At 65.9% G+C, this 15,845-nt stretch carries 13 protein-coding genes; 8 read left to right on the top strand and 5 right to left on the bottom strand.

What is annotated here, in order from left to right; all coding sequences use genetic code 11:
- Positions 1–42: 42 nt before the first annotated feature.
- Both VQ065_RS31350 and ampDh2 read left to right on the top strand, forming a co-directional pair.
- Positions 43–636 carry a MarC family protein gene (locus tag VQ065_RS31350; RefSeq protein WP_003096971.1) on the top strand — a complete coding sequence of 198 codons (594 nt, stop codon included), beginning with the start codon at positions 43–45 and terminating at the stop codon, positions 634–636.
- Between the two features lie 29 nt (positions 637–665).
- On the top strand, positions 666–1,445 hold the full coding sequence (gene ampDh2 / locus VQ065_RS31345) for an N-acetylmuramoyl-L-alanine amidase AmpDh2 (RefSeq protein WP_003096970.1): 780 nt from the start codon (positions 666–668) through the stop codon (positions 1,443–1,445).
- A 34-nt stretch (positions 1,446–1,479) separates the two neighbouring features.
- On the opposite strand, the gene VQ065_RS31340 is transcribed toward ampDh2, so the two are convergent.
- Entirely contained in the window at positions 1,480–3,267 is a 1,788-nt protein-coding gene (locus VQ065_RS31340; protein ID WP_003096967.1) for a KinB sensor domain-containing domain, read from the bottom strand.
- Positions 3,264–4,613, bottom strand: a complete 1,350-nt coding sequence (gene algB / locus VQ065_RS31335) for a sigma-54-dependent response regulator transcription factor AlgB (RefSeq protein WP_003096964.1) — start codon at positions 4,611–4,613, stop codon at positions 3,264–3,266. Before algB ends, VQ065_RS31340 begins: the two co-directional genes overlap by 4 nt.
- Positions 4,614–5,080: 467 nt before the next feature.
- Between algB and VQ065_RS31330 the strand changes: the two genes are divergently transcribed.
- The 4 genes from VQ065_RS31330 (at position 5,081) to VQ065_RS31315 (ending at position 9,112) form a co-directional block, all read left to right on the top strand.
- Positions 5,081–5,242 carry a DUF1328 domain-containing protein gene (locus tag VQ065_RS31330; protein WP_003096961.1) on the top strand — a complete coding sequence of 54 codons (162 nt, stop codon included), beginning with the start codon at positions 5,081–5,083 and terminating at the stop codon, positions 5,240–5,242.
- A gap of 21 nt (positions 5,243–5,263) precedes the next feature.
- On the top strand, positions 5,264–5,731 hold the full coding sequence (locus VQ065_RS31325; RefSeq protein WP_003096958.1) for an inhibitor of vertebrate lysozyme family protein: 468 nt from the start codon (positions 5,264–5,266) through the stop codon (positions 5,729–5,731).
- Positions 5,732–6,443: 712 nt separating this feature from the next.
- Positions 6,444–7,778 carry a glutamate/aspartate:proton symporter GltP gene (gene gltP / locus VQ065_RS31320; protein ID WP_003096956.1) on the top strand — a complete coding sequence of 445 codons (1,335 nt, stop codon included), beginning with the start codon at positions 6,444–6,446 and terminating at the stop codon, positions 7,776–7,778.
- Positions 7,779–7,882: 104 nt separating this feature from the next.
- On the top strand, positions 7,883–9,112 hold the full coding sequence (locus tag VQ065_RS31315; protein ID WP_003096953.1) for a nucleoside recognition domain-containing protein: 1,230 nt from the start codon (positions 7,883–7,885) through the stop codon (positions 9,110–9,112).
- A gap of 18 nt (positions 9,113–9,130) precedes the next feature.
- Here VQ065_RS31315 and VQ065_RS31310 read toward each other — a convergent pair whose 3' ends face one another.
- Positions 9,131–10,171 carry a DUF5924 family protein gene (locus VQ065_RS31310; RefSeq protein WP_003096951.1) on the bottom strand — a complete coding sequence of 347 codons (1,041 nt, stop codon included), beginning with the start codon at positions 10,169–10,171 and terminating at the stop codon, positions 9,131–9,133.
- Between the two features lie 373 nt (positions 10,172–10,544).
- Between VQ065_RS31310 and VQ065_RS31305 the strand changes: the two genes are divergently transcribed.
- Complete coding sequence (locus VQ065_RS31305) at positions 10,545–11,834, top strand: MFS transporter (protein WP_003096941.1); 1,290 nt, start codon at positions 10,545–10,547, stop codon at positions 11,832–11,834.
- 142 nt (positions 11,835–11,976) lie between these two features.
- The gene (locus tag VQ065_RS31300; RefSeq protein ID WP_003096934.1) at positions 11,977–12,537 is read left to right on the top strand and encodes a GNAT family N-acetyltransferase; all 561 of its coding nucleotides are present in this window, start codon (positions 11,977–11,979) and stop codon (positions 12,535–12,537) included.
- A 5-nt stretch (positions 12,538–12,542) separates the two neighbouring features.
- On the opposite strand, the gene VQ065_RS31295 is transcribed toward VQ065_RS31300, so the two are convergent.
- Positions 12,543–13,916: a M16 family metallopeptidase gene (locus tag VQ065_RS31295; protein ID WP_003096933.1), complete on the bottom strand. Its 1,374-nt coding sequence runs from the start codon at positions 13,914–13,916 to the stop codon at positions 12,543–12,545.
- 68 nt (positions 13,917–13,984) lie between these two features.
- Positions 13,985–15,733, bottom strand: a complete 1,749-nt coding sequence (locus tag VQ065_RS31290) for a Na/Pi cotransporter family protein (protein WP_003096931.1) — start codon at positions 15,731–15,733, stop codon at positions 13,985–13,987.
- Positions 15,734–15,845 lie beyond the last annotated feature (112 nt).

Below are 15,845 nucleotides of genomic sequence, written 5' to 3'. Positions count from 1 at the left end.
CCGCCCGGTAGAATGACCGGCTGTCCCGCTCTGGAAACTCCCATGGATATGTTCGGCGTCGCCGTCCTGATCTTTCTGGTCACCGATCCCTTCGGCAACATCGCCGTGTTCCTCGCCGCGCTGAAAGGCGTCGCCCCCGGGCGCCGCTTGCGCGTGGCGTTTCGCGAGCTGGCCTTCGCCCTGGGCCTGCTGCTGCTCTTCCTCACCCTCGGCGAGCACATCCTCAGCGGCCTCGGCCTGTCCCGCGAGGCGACCGGGATCGCGGGTGGCATCATCCTGTTCGTGATCGCCATGCGCCTGATCTTCCCGTCGCCCCAAGGGCTGCTCGGCGAAGTGCCCGACGGCGAGCCGCTGCTGGTACCCCTGGCCACCCCGGCGGTGGCCGGGCCCTCGGCGCTGGCGATGCTGATCACCCTGCGCACCACCTTCGACGGTCCGCTGTGGGAGCTTTACCTGGCGGTGGTGCTGGCCTGGGCCGCTACTGCGCTGATCCTGCTGCAGGCGGCGTTCCTCCAGCGTTTCCTCGGCCCGCGCGGGCTGACCGCCATCGAGCGCCTGGCCGGCATGCTGCTGATCATGCTCAGCGTCGATATGCTGTTGGACAACCTGCGCAGCGTGTTGCACATCACCGCCTGACCGCGCTGCCCATTTTTTTCGGAGTCATCATGCGTTCGTTCGTTCTACTGGCTTTCACCCTGTCGCTGCTGGCCGGCTGCTCCAGCGGCCCGCGCCTGAACACCGACTACACCTCGGCGAACCAGGACAGCCGTGTCCAGTTCATCGTCCTCCACTACACCTCCACCGATCTGCCGCATTCGCTGGGCATCCTCACCCACGGTGGCGTCAGCGCGCACTACCTGATCGGCGACGACGAGCCGGCCACCGTCTACCGCCTGGTGGATGAGAACCGCCGCGCCTGGCACGCCGGGGTCAGTGAATGGCAGGGCCGGACCTGGCTGAACGCCACCTCGATCGGCATCGAGATCGTCAACCAAGGCTATCGCGATACACCCCAGGGGCGGGTCTGGTATCCGTTCAGCGAAGCGCAGATCCAGGCGCTGATCCCCCTGCTGAAGGACATCGCCAAGCGCCACGGCATCACCCCGGACCGGATCATCGGACACAGCGATATCGCGCCGGGCCGCAAGGTCGATCCAGGTCCGCTGTTCCCCTGGAAGCGCCTCGCTGACGCCGGCCTGGTGCCCTGGCCGAAGCCCGGCGAATTGGCGCGCCGGCTCGCCGAACTGAACGGCCAGCTGCCGGATGTGCGCTGGTTCCAGCAGCAGTTGGCGCGGCACGGTTACCTGGTGCCGCAGACCGGCGAGCTGGAGAAGGACACCCGCGACGTCATCGGCGCTTTCCAGATGAAATACCGTCCGGCCCGCTTCGATGGCGAGCCGGACCTGGAAACCGCCGCCCTGCTGCTGGCGGTGCCGACTTCCTGAGACCTGTGGAAAAGCCTGCCGGGAGCTGCCCCGGTCACACCGGCAGCAGCATGTAGAAGCGCGCGCCCTGGCCCGGTTGCGAGCGCACCGCGATGCGCCCGCCATGCAACTGGATGATTTCCTTGCACAGCGCCAGGCCGAGGCCGGCGCCGCCCTTCTTGCGTCCAACCTGGACGAAAGGCTCGAAGATCCGTCCTTGCTGGCTGAAGGGAATGCCTTCGCCATTGTCTTCCACCGCGATCAGCACCCGGTCGCCCTGGCGCCGGGCCTGCAGGTGGATCTGCCCGCCTTCGCTGCTATGGCGCAGGGCGTTTTCCAGCAGGTTGTCGATCACCCGCTCGATCTGCAGGCGGTCGAGCTGCAGGCGCGGCAGTTCATCGCCCAGCTCCAGTTGCAGCGAGACCCGGCGGGCCTCGCCCTTGGGAGTGAAACGCTGCTGCGCCTGGGTGAGCAGGTCGACGAGGTCGCAGGAAGCCAGTTCGAGCTTCTGCATGCCGGTCTGGTAGCGCGAGAAGTTCAACAGGTCGTTGATCAGCAGGACCAGCCGCGACATCTCTTCGTCCACCGTCTGGATCAGGTCCGCTTCCCGTGACTCCGCGGGGAAGTCCAGGCGTTCGCGGAGCAGGCTGAAGGCCATCTGCATGCCGGTCACCGGCGTACGCAGTTCGTGGGAGGCGCGCAGGACGAATTCGCTGCGGACCCGTTCGAAGGCGCGCTGCTCGGTCACGTCGCGGACCACCAGCACCGCGCCGACGCTATGCCCGCCAGGATGGGTGACCGGATACAGCGACCAGGCCAGCAGGCGCGACTCGCCGGCGACGTCCACCACCAGGTCGGGCATCGCCTCGTCCTGGACTTCGCCGAGCAGGGCCTTTTCCACCGCCTCCTGGACATCTACATCGCTGAGTATTTCGTCGATCCGCTTGCCATGGGGGTCGTTGGAGACGAACAGCTGGCGGATCGCGACCGGGTTGGCGTGTTCGATGCGTCCCTGGTTGTCGAAGATCACCAGGCCGTCGTCGATGCTGTCGAGTACCGCCTGCAGGCGCCGCTCGCCGGAAAGCACCTCTTCGACGCTGGTCTTGCGGTACTGCCGCAGGGCCTCGGCCATCAGGCCGAAACGCCGGGTCAACTGGCCGACCTCGGCGACGTTGGTCATCGGCAGGGTCACGTCGAAATCGCCTTCGCCGATCCTGTCCGCCGCCCGCGCCAGGGTTTCGATCGGTGCGCCGAAGCGCCGGGCGATGCTGTGGGCGGTGACGAAACCGATCAGCAGGATGGCGACGCCCACCAGGCCAAGCAGGCCGGCGACCAGGTAGGCTCGGTGGCGGGCGCTGGTCTCGGCGTCGCTGATGCCGGCCAGCGCCAGTTGCTGCAGGTCCTGCAGGCGTAGGCGCAGGGTATTGAAAGCTTCGCTGAAGCCGTCGTTGTCGGCCATGGGCGCCTTGAGCAGCGCCGGGGTGTGCGCCTGCAGTTGCAGGTAGGCGTCGCGAACGCCATCCAGGGCGGCCTGCTCGGCGCCGTCGACGGTATTCGCCCGACCCTGTTCCAGGACCCGTCGGAAATCGTTCTGCGAGCGCTCCAGGGCCTGCCCGTCGGGTTTTTCGCGGAGCAGTATGACCAACTGGTCGCCGAGCAGCTGGCGCAACTGCTGGCTCACCTCGATGGTCGCGTGGTGGTGCGACATCCGTTGCTCCTGAGCGCGGCCGAGCTGCATCACGCTGAACAACCCGAGCAACAGGCCGAACAGCGAGACGGTGATCAGCGCGGAAATGCTGAGGAACAACCGGGTCCGGAGCTTCATCGGCAGCGGCATGCTCATAGGCCGTACTGCTTGCGCTTCCGGTACAGGGTCGAGGCATCGATACCGAGGGTCTTGGCGGCCTGGTCGAGGGTCGCGCTGGAGGCCATCACCGCCGTGATATGGGCTTTCTCCAGGTCTTCCAGGCTCAGCGATTCGCCGATCCGCGGCGCGCTGCTGGCAGATTGCGCAGCGCTGAAACCGAGGTGGTCGACATCCACCCGTTCCTGGTTGCAGATGATGCTGGCGCGCTCGATCACGTTGCGTAGCTCGCGTACGTTGCCCGGCCAGGGGTATTGCCGCATGGCCTCGCGGGCGGCTTCGCTGAAGCCGCGGGCGGGGCGGCCGTAGTCCTTGACGAAGCGGGCGAGGAAACGTTCGGCCAGGCCGAGGATATCCTCGGCGCGTTCGCGCAGGGGAGGCAGGTTGAGCACGATCACGTTGAGGCGGTAGAGCAGGTCCTCGCGGAACTGGCCCTGGGCGACCATCGCGCCCAGGTCGCGGTTGGTCGCGGCAAGGATGCGTACGTCGGCGCGGCGGGTCACCGGATCGCCGACGCGTTCGTATTCCTTGTCCTGGATGAAGCGCAGCAGCTTGGGTTGCAAGGTCAGCGGGAAGTCGCCGATCTCGTCGAGGAACAGGGTGCCGCCGTCAGCCTGGCTGACCCTGCCCAGGGTGCTTTCGGTGGCACCGGTGAAGGCGCCGCGACTGTGCCCGAACAGTTCGCTTTCCATCAGTTCGGCGGTCAGCGACGGGCAGTTGATGGTGACCTGGGGCTTCTTCGCGCGTTTGCTCCAGGTGTGGATGGCGCGTGCCAGTTCGCCCTTGCCGGAGCCGGATTCGCCGAGGATGAGGATGTTGGCGTCGGTCGCCGCTACCTGGCGCGCGGTCTCCAGTACCGCGGCCATGGCCGGGCTGTGCGATTCCAGGCCGTCGCCCTGGCGGCGCACTTCGTCCTCCAGGGCCTCCAGGCGCGCGGTCAGTTGGCGCACCTCCAGTTGCTTGGCGGCGGCCAGGCGCAGTTGGTCCGGGCTGCAGGGCTTGACCAGGTAATCCACCGCGCCGGCCTGCATGGCGTCGACCGCGGTATCCACCGCCGAATGCGCGGTGACGATCACCACGCGCATCCATGGCGCCTGGACGCGCATCTGGGCGAGAACGTCGAGCCCGTTGTCTTCGCCCAGGCGCAGGTCGAGGAAGCACAGGTCGAATACCTGGCGCTGCAACAGGGCCTCCGCCTGCGGCGCGCTGCTGGCGGTGGCCACGCTGTAGCCTTCGTCTTCGAGGCAATAACGGAAAGTGCGCAGGATCGCCGACTCGTCATCGACCAGCAGGATGCGCCCCTGTTTTTCGGAAGTGGTTTCCATCGTTGCTTTTTATCCTCTAGGGAATTCACTGCCATTCGGCTTCTGGGTTAGTCCCCGGAAAGCCCATGCAAGTTGCAGAGCGCCCCGCCGCCCATCCGGGCGGCGTGCAACCTGCCGATGTTGCTGTTCTTGGGTTTTCGGGAAGCCGTGGCGGCTCCACGGATGGCTCCGGGTAGCAGGTGCCGGGTCGCTTCCCTGTTGCATGTGACAGCGTACCGCGCCGATCGTGCAAAACGCCCGGAATAATTTGTCGCGTCGTGCAGGATGAACTGCGCAGACTACCTGGGTTTTTTTATAACTTATTGAATTAAAAGTATTTTTATTTTTTAGAAAGGCTGGCATGGGGCGTGCAATGAGGTAGTCACGGTCTCCCTGAAGAAAAAATGGACACAGGCCGGTTCGCTACCCCGATGGGCCCGGCCCCGAGGCGGTACCGACAGTTCCGAAGGCACACAGGAGAAAACATCATGCTTAGTTGGGCTATCACCTTTCTGATCATCGCCATCATCGCTGCCGTCCTCGGGTTTGGTGGCATCGCAGGTGCCGCCACCGGAATCGCGAAGATCCTCTTCGTGCTGTTCCTGGTGCTCTTCGTGGTCTCGTTCTTCTTCGGACGCCGTCGCGGCTAGCCGGATGCCAAGGAGAAAGCGATGCGACTCATGCGTAACCTGATGAACGCACTGCTGCTCGGTGCCGCCGCCAGTTCGCTGGCGGTGGCGGCCGACAGGGACGGTGAATACCGCTTGAACGAATTGCAGAGCACCGATGCCGGATACCGCGAGGCCTGGCAGAACCTGGTGGAAGACGAGAGCCGCTTGCCCGACTGGGTGATGAATCTCTCGGGAACCGCTACACCGATGCATGCCGTCGACGACCAGGGCGACAAGTATCTGGTTGGCGGTCTCTGCGAGAAGTCCGATTGCAAGGGCCAGCGCCTGCTGGTCGCCTTCGATTGGGACAAGAGCCATGCCTACGGGCTCTACGTGCAGGTGCCCGAAGGGCTGCCGCAGGACAAGTCGCCGAGCAAGCACGCCAGCTTCCGCTGGCTGGGCAAGCCGGAGCCGGCGGTACAGAAGATCCTCGACGAACAACTCAAGGCCGATCCGAACTGGTACTGAGGCGGAACGGGCTTGCGTGACACCGCCCCGCCCGCAGCGGGGCATGGCCAGGGGACCGGGATGCGCTGGGTGAGGTCGATCCGGCGGGTTCCAGGGGTACAGGGAGTACCTCCTTCGGGGTCGGGCCAGGCGAAAACGCGCCGGAGGGGAGCCACCGATGTCTCGCTGCCTTCCGGCGCGCTTCTATATATAGAAGGGGTACGACGCTCCGCCGTCCGGCGGAGCGTCGGCTTCCGCACCGATACTCCGCGAACTTCCCTGATATCGATCAATGCCTGTGGATGGCGGAGTCGTTTTACAATCGACCACCCGCGCGTTCCGAGGCGCCCTCCCAGAAGGGCTTTACCGCGCGGTTATCCACAGAACGCCGCTTATCCACAGCCGGCGATGGCGTGCCGGACGGCGTTGCGTGTCCTGTGACCATCCATCGCAGCGATGATGAGCGACTTTCAACTTCCCAGGATGGGCACGAGGCTCCCAGGCCTTGCACGGAGTGCCTTCCGCTCCCTGTTCTTGTACGAAAATCAAGGGCAATTTCCTGTGGGACGGACGTTTCATTAGTGATTTCTCATGCCGATTCGGCATGGGGCAGTCACTTACGGCATTAGACGGGGTAGGGGAGCGCATGAATCATTGCGCCCTTTCGCCTGTCGGGAGCGACTCTCCCGTTGGAGCGACTCCCGACTTCCACAAGAATTAAGGGTGACGAAACATGGGTAAAGCCAAGCTAAGCCTCGCCTGGCAGATCGTGATCGGTCTGGCACTCGGTATCGCCGTCGGCGCAGTGCTCAACCATTTCAGCGCCGAAAAGGCCTGGTGGATCGCCAACGTGCTGCAACCGGCCGGCGACATCTTCATCCGTCTGATCAAGATGATCGTGGTGCCGATCGTGATTTCCTCGCTGGTGGTCGGCATCGCCGGCGTCGGCGACGCGAAGAAGCTTGGCCGCATCGGCCTGAAGACCATCATCTACTTCGAGATCGTCACCACCGTCGCCATCGTCGTCGGCCTGCTGCTGGCCAACCTGTTCCAGCCCGGCACCGGCATCGACATGAGCACCCTGGGTACCGTGGACATTTCCCAGTACCAGAAGACCACCCAGGAAGTGCAGCATGACCATGCGTTCATCGCGACCATCCTCAACCTGATTCCCTCCAACGTCTTCGCCGCCATCGCCCGTGGCGAGATGCTGCCGATCATCTTCTTCTCGGTGATGTTCGGCCTCGGCCTGTCGAGCCTGCCCAACGACCTGCGCGAGCCGCTGGTGAAGGTGTTCCAGGGCGTTTCCGAGACCATGTTCAAGGTCACCCACATGATCATGAAGTACGCCCCTATCGGTGTCTTCGCCCTGATCGCGGTGACCGTCGCCAACTTCGGCTTCGCCTCGCTGCTGCCGCTGGCCAAGCTGGTGATCCTGGTCTACGTGGCCATCGTCTTCTTCGCCCTGGTGGTGCTGGGCCTGATCGCGCGGATGTTCGGCTTCTCGATCATGCGCCTGATCCGCATCTTCAAGGACGACCTGGTCCTCGCCTATTCCACCGCCAGCTCGGAAACCGTGCTGCCGCGCATCATCGAGAAAATGGAAGCCTACGGCGCGCCGAAGGCGATCAGCAGCTTCGTGGTGCCCACCGGCTACTCCTTCAACCTCGATGGCTCGACCCTGTACCAGAGCATCGCGGCGATCTTCATCGCGCAGCTCTACGGCATCGACCTGTCCATCGGCCAGCAGATCATGCTGGTGCTGACCCTGATGGTGACCTCCAAGGGTATCGCCGGCGTGCCGGGCGTATCCTTCGTGGTGCTGCTCGCCACCCTGGGCAGCGTCGGCATCCCGCTCGAGGGCCTGGCCTTCATCGCCGGCGTGGACCGCATCATGGACATGGCGCGCACCGCCCTCAACGTGATCGGCAATGCCCTCGCGGTGCTGGTCATCTCCAAGTGGGAAGGCATGTACGACGCGGCCAAGGGCCAGCGCTACTGGGATTCGCTGCCGCACCTGCGGCAGGCGGTCGGCGAAGCCAAGGGCAAGCAGGCCACCCTCGAATAAGGCCGCTTCCCGCCCAGGAGGCCCCGGCATCGTCCGGGGCCTCGGCGTTTCTGGCGCCGGCACCGCCTGCGCCGCTATCATCCGCGCAACGCGGGGGATTCTGAATGCTGAACGGCTTGTGGTTGGGTTTTTTCCTGGTGGCGGCGGCGAGTGCGCTGGCGCGCTGGTTGATCGGCGGCGATGCGACGGTGTTCGCGGCGATGGTGGAGAGCCTGTTCGCCATGGCCAAGCTGGCGGTCGAGGTGATGGTCCTGCTGTTCGGCACCCTGACGCTCTGGCTCGGCTTCCTGCGCATCGCCGAGAAGGCCGGGCTGGTGGAGCGCCTGGCGGTGCTGCTCGGTCCGTTGTTCCGCCGGCTGATGCCGGAAGTGCCGCCGGGGCATCCGGCGATCGGCCTGATCACCCTGAACTTCGCCGCCAATGGCCTGGGCCTGGACAACGCCGCCACGCCGATCGGCCTGAAGGCGATGAAGGCGCTGCAGGAACTCAATCCCAGCAGCACCACCGCGAGCAATGCGCAGATCCTCTTCCTGGTGCTCAACGCCTCGTCCCTGACCCTGCTGCCGGTGACCATCTTCATGTACCGCGCGCAGCAGGGCGCGGCCGATCCGACCCTGGTATTCCTGCCGATCCTCCTGGCCACCAGCGCCTCGACCCTGGCCGGCCTGCTGTCGGTGGCGCTGATGCAGCGCCTGCGCTTGTGGGACCCGGTGGTGCTGGCCTACCTGATCCCCGGCGCGTTGCTGCTGGCCGGCTTCATGGCGGTGCTCGGCACGCTCTCGGCCACCGCGCTGGCGCAGCTGTCCTCGCTGCTGGGCAACCTGACGCTGTTCAGCCTGATCGTGCTGTTCCTGATCGTCGGCGCGCTGAAGAAGGTGCCGGTCTACGAGAGCTTCGTGGAGGGGGCGAAGGAAGGTTTCGACGTCGCCAGGAACCTGTTGCCCTACCTGGTCGCGATGCTTTGCGCGGTTGGCGTGCTGCGCGCCTCCGGGGCGCTGGAAGTGGTACTCGGCGGGATACGCTGGGCGGTCGAGGGGCTGGGCTGGGACAGCCGCTTCGTCGAGGCGCTGCCCACCGCGTTGGTCAAGCCGTTCTCCGGCAGTGCGGCGCGGGCGATGCTGCTGGAGACCATGCAGACCCACGGCGTCGACAGTTTCCCGGCGCTGGTCGCCGCCACCGTGCAGGGCAGTACCGAGACCACCTTCTACGTGCTCGCCGTCTATTTCGGCTCGGTCGGCCTGCAGCGCGCGCGCCACGCGGTGGGCTGCGCGCTGACCGCGGACCTGGCCGGGGTCATCGCCTCCATCGGCGTGTGCTACTGGTTCTTCGCCTGAGGTCGCCAGGCTTCGACGTCACTGGGTGACGTCGAAGCGCAGGGTACCGATCATCTGTCCGGCCTCGGTGAGTACCTTCACCTGCCAGTGGCCGACCGGGTCGCCGGGGAAGTTCTGCTTGTGGGTCCAGGCCCGGTAGCCCTCCTTGCGGCCGCCGTGGATATCCAGGGCGATGCGGTCGAACTCCTTCCCGTTGAACATCCACACGTGATAGATGCGCTCGTCGAGGCCGCGCGGCGCGTTGATCGCGGTATAGGCGAACAGGCCCTGGCTGCGCAACTGGCTGGCGCCGACCTGCTCCAGGCTGTCGCCGGGCGTGCGGCTCTGGTCGTCGAACTGGCTGCTCACCGCCACTTCGGTCAGCCACAGGGTGGCCGGCGGCACCCAGGTACGGCCGAACCAGCCGGCCAGGCCCACTGCCAGGGTCAGGCCGAGAAGCAGGAAGCCGCGCCACCAGTGCTGTAGCGGGAAGGTCACGAGCAGGCTGGGGAAGGACAGCACGACGGCGATGCCCAGCGACAACCGGTAGCTTTCCGGGGTGGTCAGGTGCAGCAGGATCGGCAGCGAGGTCAGCAACACCGCGAACAGGGTCAGGGTGTGGTAGGCGAGGAACACCCAACGACGCCTGGACAGCCAGCGATAGTAGAGCGGATCGGTGATGGAGATCAGCGCCGCGGCGGCCAGCGTCCCTGTGAACAGCGCTTGCCCGCTGTTCCAGGTGGTGGTGATGAGAAAGAACGGGAGGACGAAGAACAGGCTTTCCTGGTGGATCAGTTGGGTCGCGTAGCGCAGCAGCGGCGCCGGGATCTCCCAGCCGAAGCGGTGGGCGAAGGTCTCCCGCAGGAGGTTCTCGAGGATCAACCAGACCCAGCTGACCAGCATGATGATCGCCAGCACCTGGGCGAAGCCCTTCTGCCGGTCGACCATGATGAAACTGAACACGCCCGAACAGAAGCCGAACAGGGCGATGGTGCGCGGATAGCGGGCCATCAGGCCGCCGACCAGGGCGATCAGTTGCTCCAGGCGGGCCTTGAGGACGGGGCGTTGTTGGTTGGGCATGGGGACCAGCGGGTTCTCGATCGGAGCTGCTCGGCCAGCCGGCCGGGGCGCGCAGCATAACCCCGGCCGGGTTTCCTGGGTATGAATGAAGGACAGCTGCCGCGTGGCGAATGTTTCCTTCGCCCGACAGAGGCTCCGCTCTCCTTTCTGGAGGTCGACCAGGGAAAAAGGCGTCGCTTTCCCGACCGATGGTCGCGAAGCTTTCGACAGCCTTTCAAACCCCTTCAATTCGCACCTTTCGGGCAATTTTAGATTGTTCGACAGGAGTTTTTACACATATGGTTACAACTCGGTCGATGGATGACGTACCCGCCTGCGTGGCCATCGACGCCGCCATGGACCGCTTCCCCGTGTCTGCCTGAGTGTGTGTCCCATGGCCTCTAATAAATCCAAAGGTGTCGCCATTTTCCGTGTGGTCAGTGGCAACTTCCTCGAGATGTACGACTTCATGGTGTATGGCTTCTACGCCACCGCCATCGCCAAGACCTTCTTCCCCGGCGACAACCCGTTCGCCTCCCTGATGCTGTCCCTCGCCACCTTTGGCGCCGGCTTCCTGATGCGGCCGCTGGGTGCGGTGTTCCTGGGCGCTTACATCGATCGCCACGGCCGCCGCCAGGGCCTGATCATCACCCTCGGCCTGATGGCCATGGGCACCCTGCTGATCGCCTTCGTTCCCGGCTATGCCACGCTGGGCGTGGCGGCGCCGTTGCTGGTGCTGTTCGGCCGGCTCCTGCAGGGTTTTTCCGCCGGCGTCGAGCTGGGAGGGGTTTCGGTCTACCTGTCGGAGATCGCCACGCCAGGACGCAAAGGCTTCTTCGTCAGTTGGCAGTCGGCCAGCCAGCAGGTCGCGGTGGTCTTCGCCGGCCTGCTCGGCGTGCTCCTCAACCAGTGGCTGAGCCCGCAGGACATGGGCGAATGGGGCTGGCGCGTGCCGTTCTTCATCGGCTGCCTGATCGTTCCGGCGCTGTTCGTCATCCGTCGCTCGCTGGAGGAAACGCCGGAGTTCGAGGCGCGCACCCACCGACCGTCGCTGTCGCAGGTGCTGCGCTCCATCGGGCAGAACTTCGGCGTAGTGCTGGCCGGTACCGCGATGGTGGTGATGACCACCGTATCGTTCTACCTGATCACCGCCTACACGCCGACCTTCGGCAAGAACGAACTGCAACTGTCGGACCTCGACAGCCTGCTGGTGACCATGTGCATCGGCCTGTCCAACTTCATCTGGCTGCCGGTGATGGGCGCGTTCTCCGACCGCATCGGGCGCAAGCCATTGTTGCTGGGTGCCTCCGCGCTGGCACTGCTGACCGCCTACCCGGCGCTGTCCTGGCTGGTCCGCGAGCCGAGTTTCGCCGGCCTGCTCGGCGTCGAGTTGTGGCTGTCGTTCCTCTACAGCAGCTACAACGGCGCGATGGTGGTGGCGTTGACCGAGGTGATGCCGGCGGACGTGCGCACTACCGGTTTCTCCCTCGCCTACAGCCTGGCTACGGCGACCTTCGGTGGTTTCACCCCGGCGGTCTGCACCTGGCTGATCCACACCCTGGACAACCGCGCGGCCCCGGGCATCTGGCTCAGTGGCGCGGCGCTGCTGGGGCTGCTCGCCACCCTGGTGCTGTTCCGCCGGCGCGGCAAGGAGATCGCCGAGGCCGAGCTGGCCAACGCCTGAGGCGTTTCGCCGCATGCCGTGCGTCGGCTCCCGCCGGGGCTGCGGCGGCGGCGTTGATGTCGATCAACCGGAGCTGCGCCAAACCGCGTAGACAGGAAGGAAGTGGTTGTACCGACTTCCTTCCCTTCCTGGAGATCGCATCATGTCCAATGTACAAAATGCCAGCCGGTCTTCCGCGTTCGCGGCGGTAGAGGGCGACCATTGGGTCGAGTCCCTCGACGATGGCCGCCACGTGCTGATCCGTCCCCTGCGCGAGGAGGACCGGGAGCGCGAACGCCAGTTCATCAACCGGCTGTCCCCGGCGACCCGCCACTTCCGCTTCCTCGGCGAGATCAAGGAAGCCAGCCCGGCGCTGCTCGATCAACTGATGGACATCGACTACCAGCAGAGCATGGCCTTCGTTGCCCTGGTGCACGAGGACGGTGAGCTGCGCGAGGTCGGTATCAGCCGCTACGCCGCCTGCTGCGAGGAAGGGCAGTGCGAATGCGCGGTAACCATCGCCGACGACTACCAGGGTCTGGGCCTCGACGCCGTGCTGATGCGCCATCTGATCGACGTGGCGCGGCGCAACGGCTTCCGCCAGATGTATTCGGTGGACTCGGCGGCCAACCGGGCGATGCGCGACCTTTGTTGCGCACTGGGCTTCGTCGGCCAGCGCGACCCGGACGACTCGACCCAGGTCATCCACCGCCTGGCCCTGTAGCCCGGTCAGGCGCGCCGGCGGCGCAGGCCGAACCAGAGCAGGCCGCTGGCCAGGAGACCGGCGGCGAGCAGCAATGGGTAGAGCATGTCGTCGTCGAATAGCGGCTTTTCGATGCGCAGGTAGCCTTCGCCGTCGAACAGCCGCTTCGCCAGCGCGTTCGCCTGTTGCAGGCTGACCTTCGCCAGGCGGCGCTCCTCATTGGGGAAATGGCCGTCCTCGTAGTCGGCCAGCGAGCCCCAGTAATAGTCCGCCAGCGCCGCGTTGCCCTGGGTGCTCCAGGCCAGCCTGGCGCGCTCGGCGAATTGCACCCGCTTGAAACGCCCCGGGTCCAGGCCATGCTGGCGGATGCCGTCGAGCAACTCGCGCAGGGCGGCCTCGGTGGCGGGTAGGTCGCTGCGCTCGACATCCGCGTCGAGGCTGAAGAAGCCCTGGTTGGCGAACACCTGGCGATCGGTCGATGGCCCGTAGGTGAGTCCGCGACGCACACGCAGGTCGGCGTACAGCGCGTCGTTCATATAGGCCTGGAGCAGGACCATGGCGTCCGGGTCGGCGTCGTCCGGCTCCGGATAGATCCAGTGCAGCATCGCACCCTCGCCGAATGGCCGGGTGATCAGGGTGCGCCTGGCCTCGGCATGCCCGTTGGCCGCCGGCAGCTCGCGGCGCTCGGGGAGCTCGTGGTCTTCCAAGGTGCCGAAGGTCCGGGTCAGATAGGCCGGCAGGCGCGGATCGAGGTCACCGACCAGGATCAGGGTCATGTTGCCCGGTACGTACCAGTCGCTGCGCAGCCGCTCCAGCTGCTCCGCGCCAAGCGGCGCCAGCGGCGCGCGCTGGGAGCAGGCCAGGCCCAGTTCCACCGCCAGTTGGTCCATGGCGCCACGGCCCAGGTTCTCGCGGTCGAGCCAGCGCTGCAGGTGCGAGTAATGGCCGCCGCCTTCGCGCTCGATCACTCGCTTGGCGGCGGCGATGCGCGGCTCGTCCAGTTCGGTGCGGGTGATGGTGTCCAGCAGCAGGTCTAGGACCTGCCGCTGGGTGGCGGCAGGTGCCTCGATGACGAAGGTGGTGTCGCCTTCGCTGGTGTAGGCGTTCCATTGTCCGCCGAGGGCCTGCATGCGGGCTTCCAGGTCGGCCTCGTCGCCGCCGTCCAGGCCGCTGAAGAAAAGGTGCTCGAGCAGGTGCGGCAGCTGCTTTTCACGGCACGAGAAGTCGGCGAAACCGACCCCCACCACCAGCCGGATCGAGACGTGCCGGTGCTGCTCGGTGGGCTTGAGCAGCACGCCCATGCCGTTTTCCAGCTGGAAGGCTTCGACCTCGCTGCGCTGGTCGGCGTACGACCAGGGGCAGAGCAGGCAGAACAGCAGCAGGGTGGACAACGAACGCATGGGCCGAGCCTGGAACTGAAAATACCGAGAATAGCGGATGCTTCATGACGAACCTACCCGCAGAACGGCTAATGTCGCGAACGGCGCGTTTCCGCTCGCTCCTCGGCGAGCGCTGGCTCGGCCAGCGGCGCCGAGGTCATGTCGTCGACTTCGTCGGCCCAGTCGTCCTCGTCCCGCCGAGTGCCCTCGTCGGCCGCGCTGCTCGGCGCGTCTGGATTGTCCAGCACGGCGTAGGCGATGGCGCAGAACAGCGAGTTGAGACGCTTCATGTCGCTGATCAGGTCCAGGTGCAGCGAGCTGGTCTCGATGCTCTGTACCACCTGCTGGTGCAGGCGGTCGACATGGGCATGGGCGTAGCGCCGTTCCTGCAGACGGAAGCGCTGCTTGGCCCGGCGCAGGCGCTTGGCGCTGTCGAGGTCGCCGTTGAGGAACACCGAGAGACCCAGGCGCAGGTTGGAGACCAACTGCTGGTACAGGGTGCCGATCTCTTCCAGGCCGGTGTCGGAGAACGAGCGGCTGCGCGAGGTCTTCTTGTCCTGCACGGCGGCGAGCATGTGCTCGATGATGTCGCCGGCCTGCTCCAGGTTGATCGCCAGCTCGATGATCTCCGCCCAGCGCCGGCTGTCGCGTTCGGACAGGTCCTCGCGCGGCATCCTTGCCAGATACAGCTTGATCGCGGTGTAGAGGGCGTCGACGTCGTCGTCGAGCTTGCGGATGTCCTTGCCGAGCAGCGGATCGCCGCCGCGGATGATCTGCATCAGATTGTTCAGCATCTGCTCGACGGTGTCGCCCATGCGCAGGGTCTCGCGCACCGCGTTGGCCAGCGCCAGGCTCGGCGTGTCGAGGGCGGCGGGGTCGAGATGGCGCGGCCGGGCGACGTCGTCGGGAAGGGCACGGTCGGGCATCACACGGGTGCAGAAGCTGGCCATGGCGTTGGTCAGCGGCAGGCAGGCGAGGCAGCGCGCGGCGTTGTAGAGCACGTGGAAGGCGATCACCAGTTCGGCTGTGCTGAACTGCCAGTGATCCATCCAGTCCGCCAGCGGCCCCACCAGGGGCAGCACCAACAGGCAGCCGGCGACCTTGAACAACAGGCTGCCGAGGGCCACCCGGCGACCGGCGGCGTTTTGCGCGGTGGCGCTGAGCATGGCCAGGATGCCGCTGCCGAGGTTGGCGCCGACCACCAGGCACAGCGCGACTTTCAGCGAGATCACCTTGGACGCGGCGAGGGTCGCGGTAAGCAGCACGGCGGCCAGGCTGGAATAGGAAATCATGGCGAACAACGCGCCGGTCAGCGCGTCGAGCATGATGTCGCCGGTCAGGCTGGAAAACAGTACCTTGACGCCCTTGGCTTGGGTCATCGGCTCGGCGGCGGCGACGATCAGCTGGAGCGCCAGGATGATCAGGCCGAGGCCGATGAATACCCGGCCGAGCTGGCCGAGGCGGGTCTGTTTGCGGCTGAGGAAGAAAATCACGCCGAAGAAGATCAGCAATGGCGAAAGCCACGACAGGTCGAGGGTCAGCACCCGCGCCATCAGCGCGGTGCCGACATCGGCGCCGAGCATGATCGCCAGTGCCGGCGCCAGTGCCATCAGGCCCTGGGCGACGAAGGAGGTGGCCAGCAGGGCGGTGGCGTTGCTGCTTTGCACCAGGGCGGTGACGCCGATGCCGGCGGCGAACGCCAGCGGGCGTTTTTCCACGCTGCGACTGAGGATGCGCCGCAGGTCGGCGCCGTAGACCCGGAGGATTCCGGTGCGGACGATATGCGTGCCCCACACCAGCAGGGCGACGGCAGAGAGCAGGTCGAGCAGTTTCAGCATGGCGTGGCCCCCCTGGCACTACGACGAATGGCCAACCTCGCGCCAGGTTCCGCGTGCGTTGCGCCGCGGAGCCCGGACAACGGCGCCAACGGCCACGATGGAAAGGCAGCGT

Source organism: Pseudomonas sp. KBN10P06128, assembly GCF_037574945.1.
In the GTDB taxonomy this organism is placed as follows: Bacteria; Pseudomonadota; Gammaproteobacteria; order Pseudomonadales; family Pseudomonadaceae; genus Pseudomonas; species Pseudomonas aeruginosa.
Note: the sequence above shows the minus strand (reverse complement) of the source record. Positions and strands in the feature narration are given on the sequence as shown.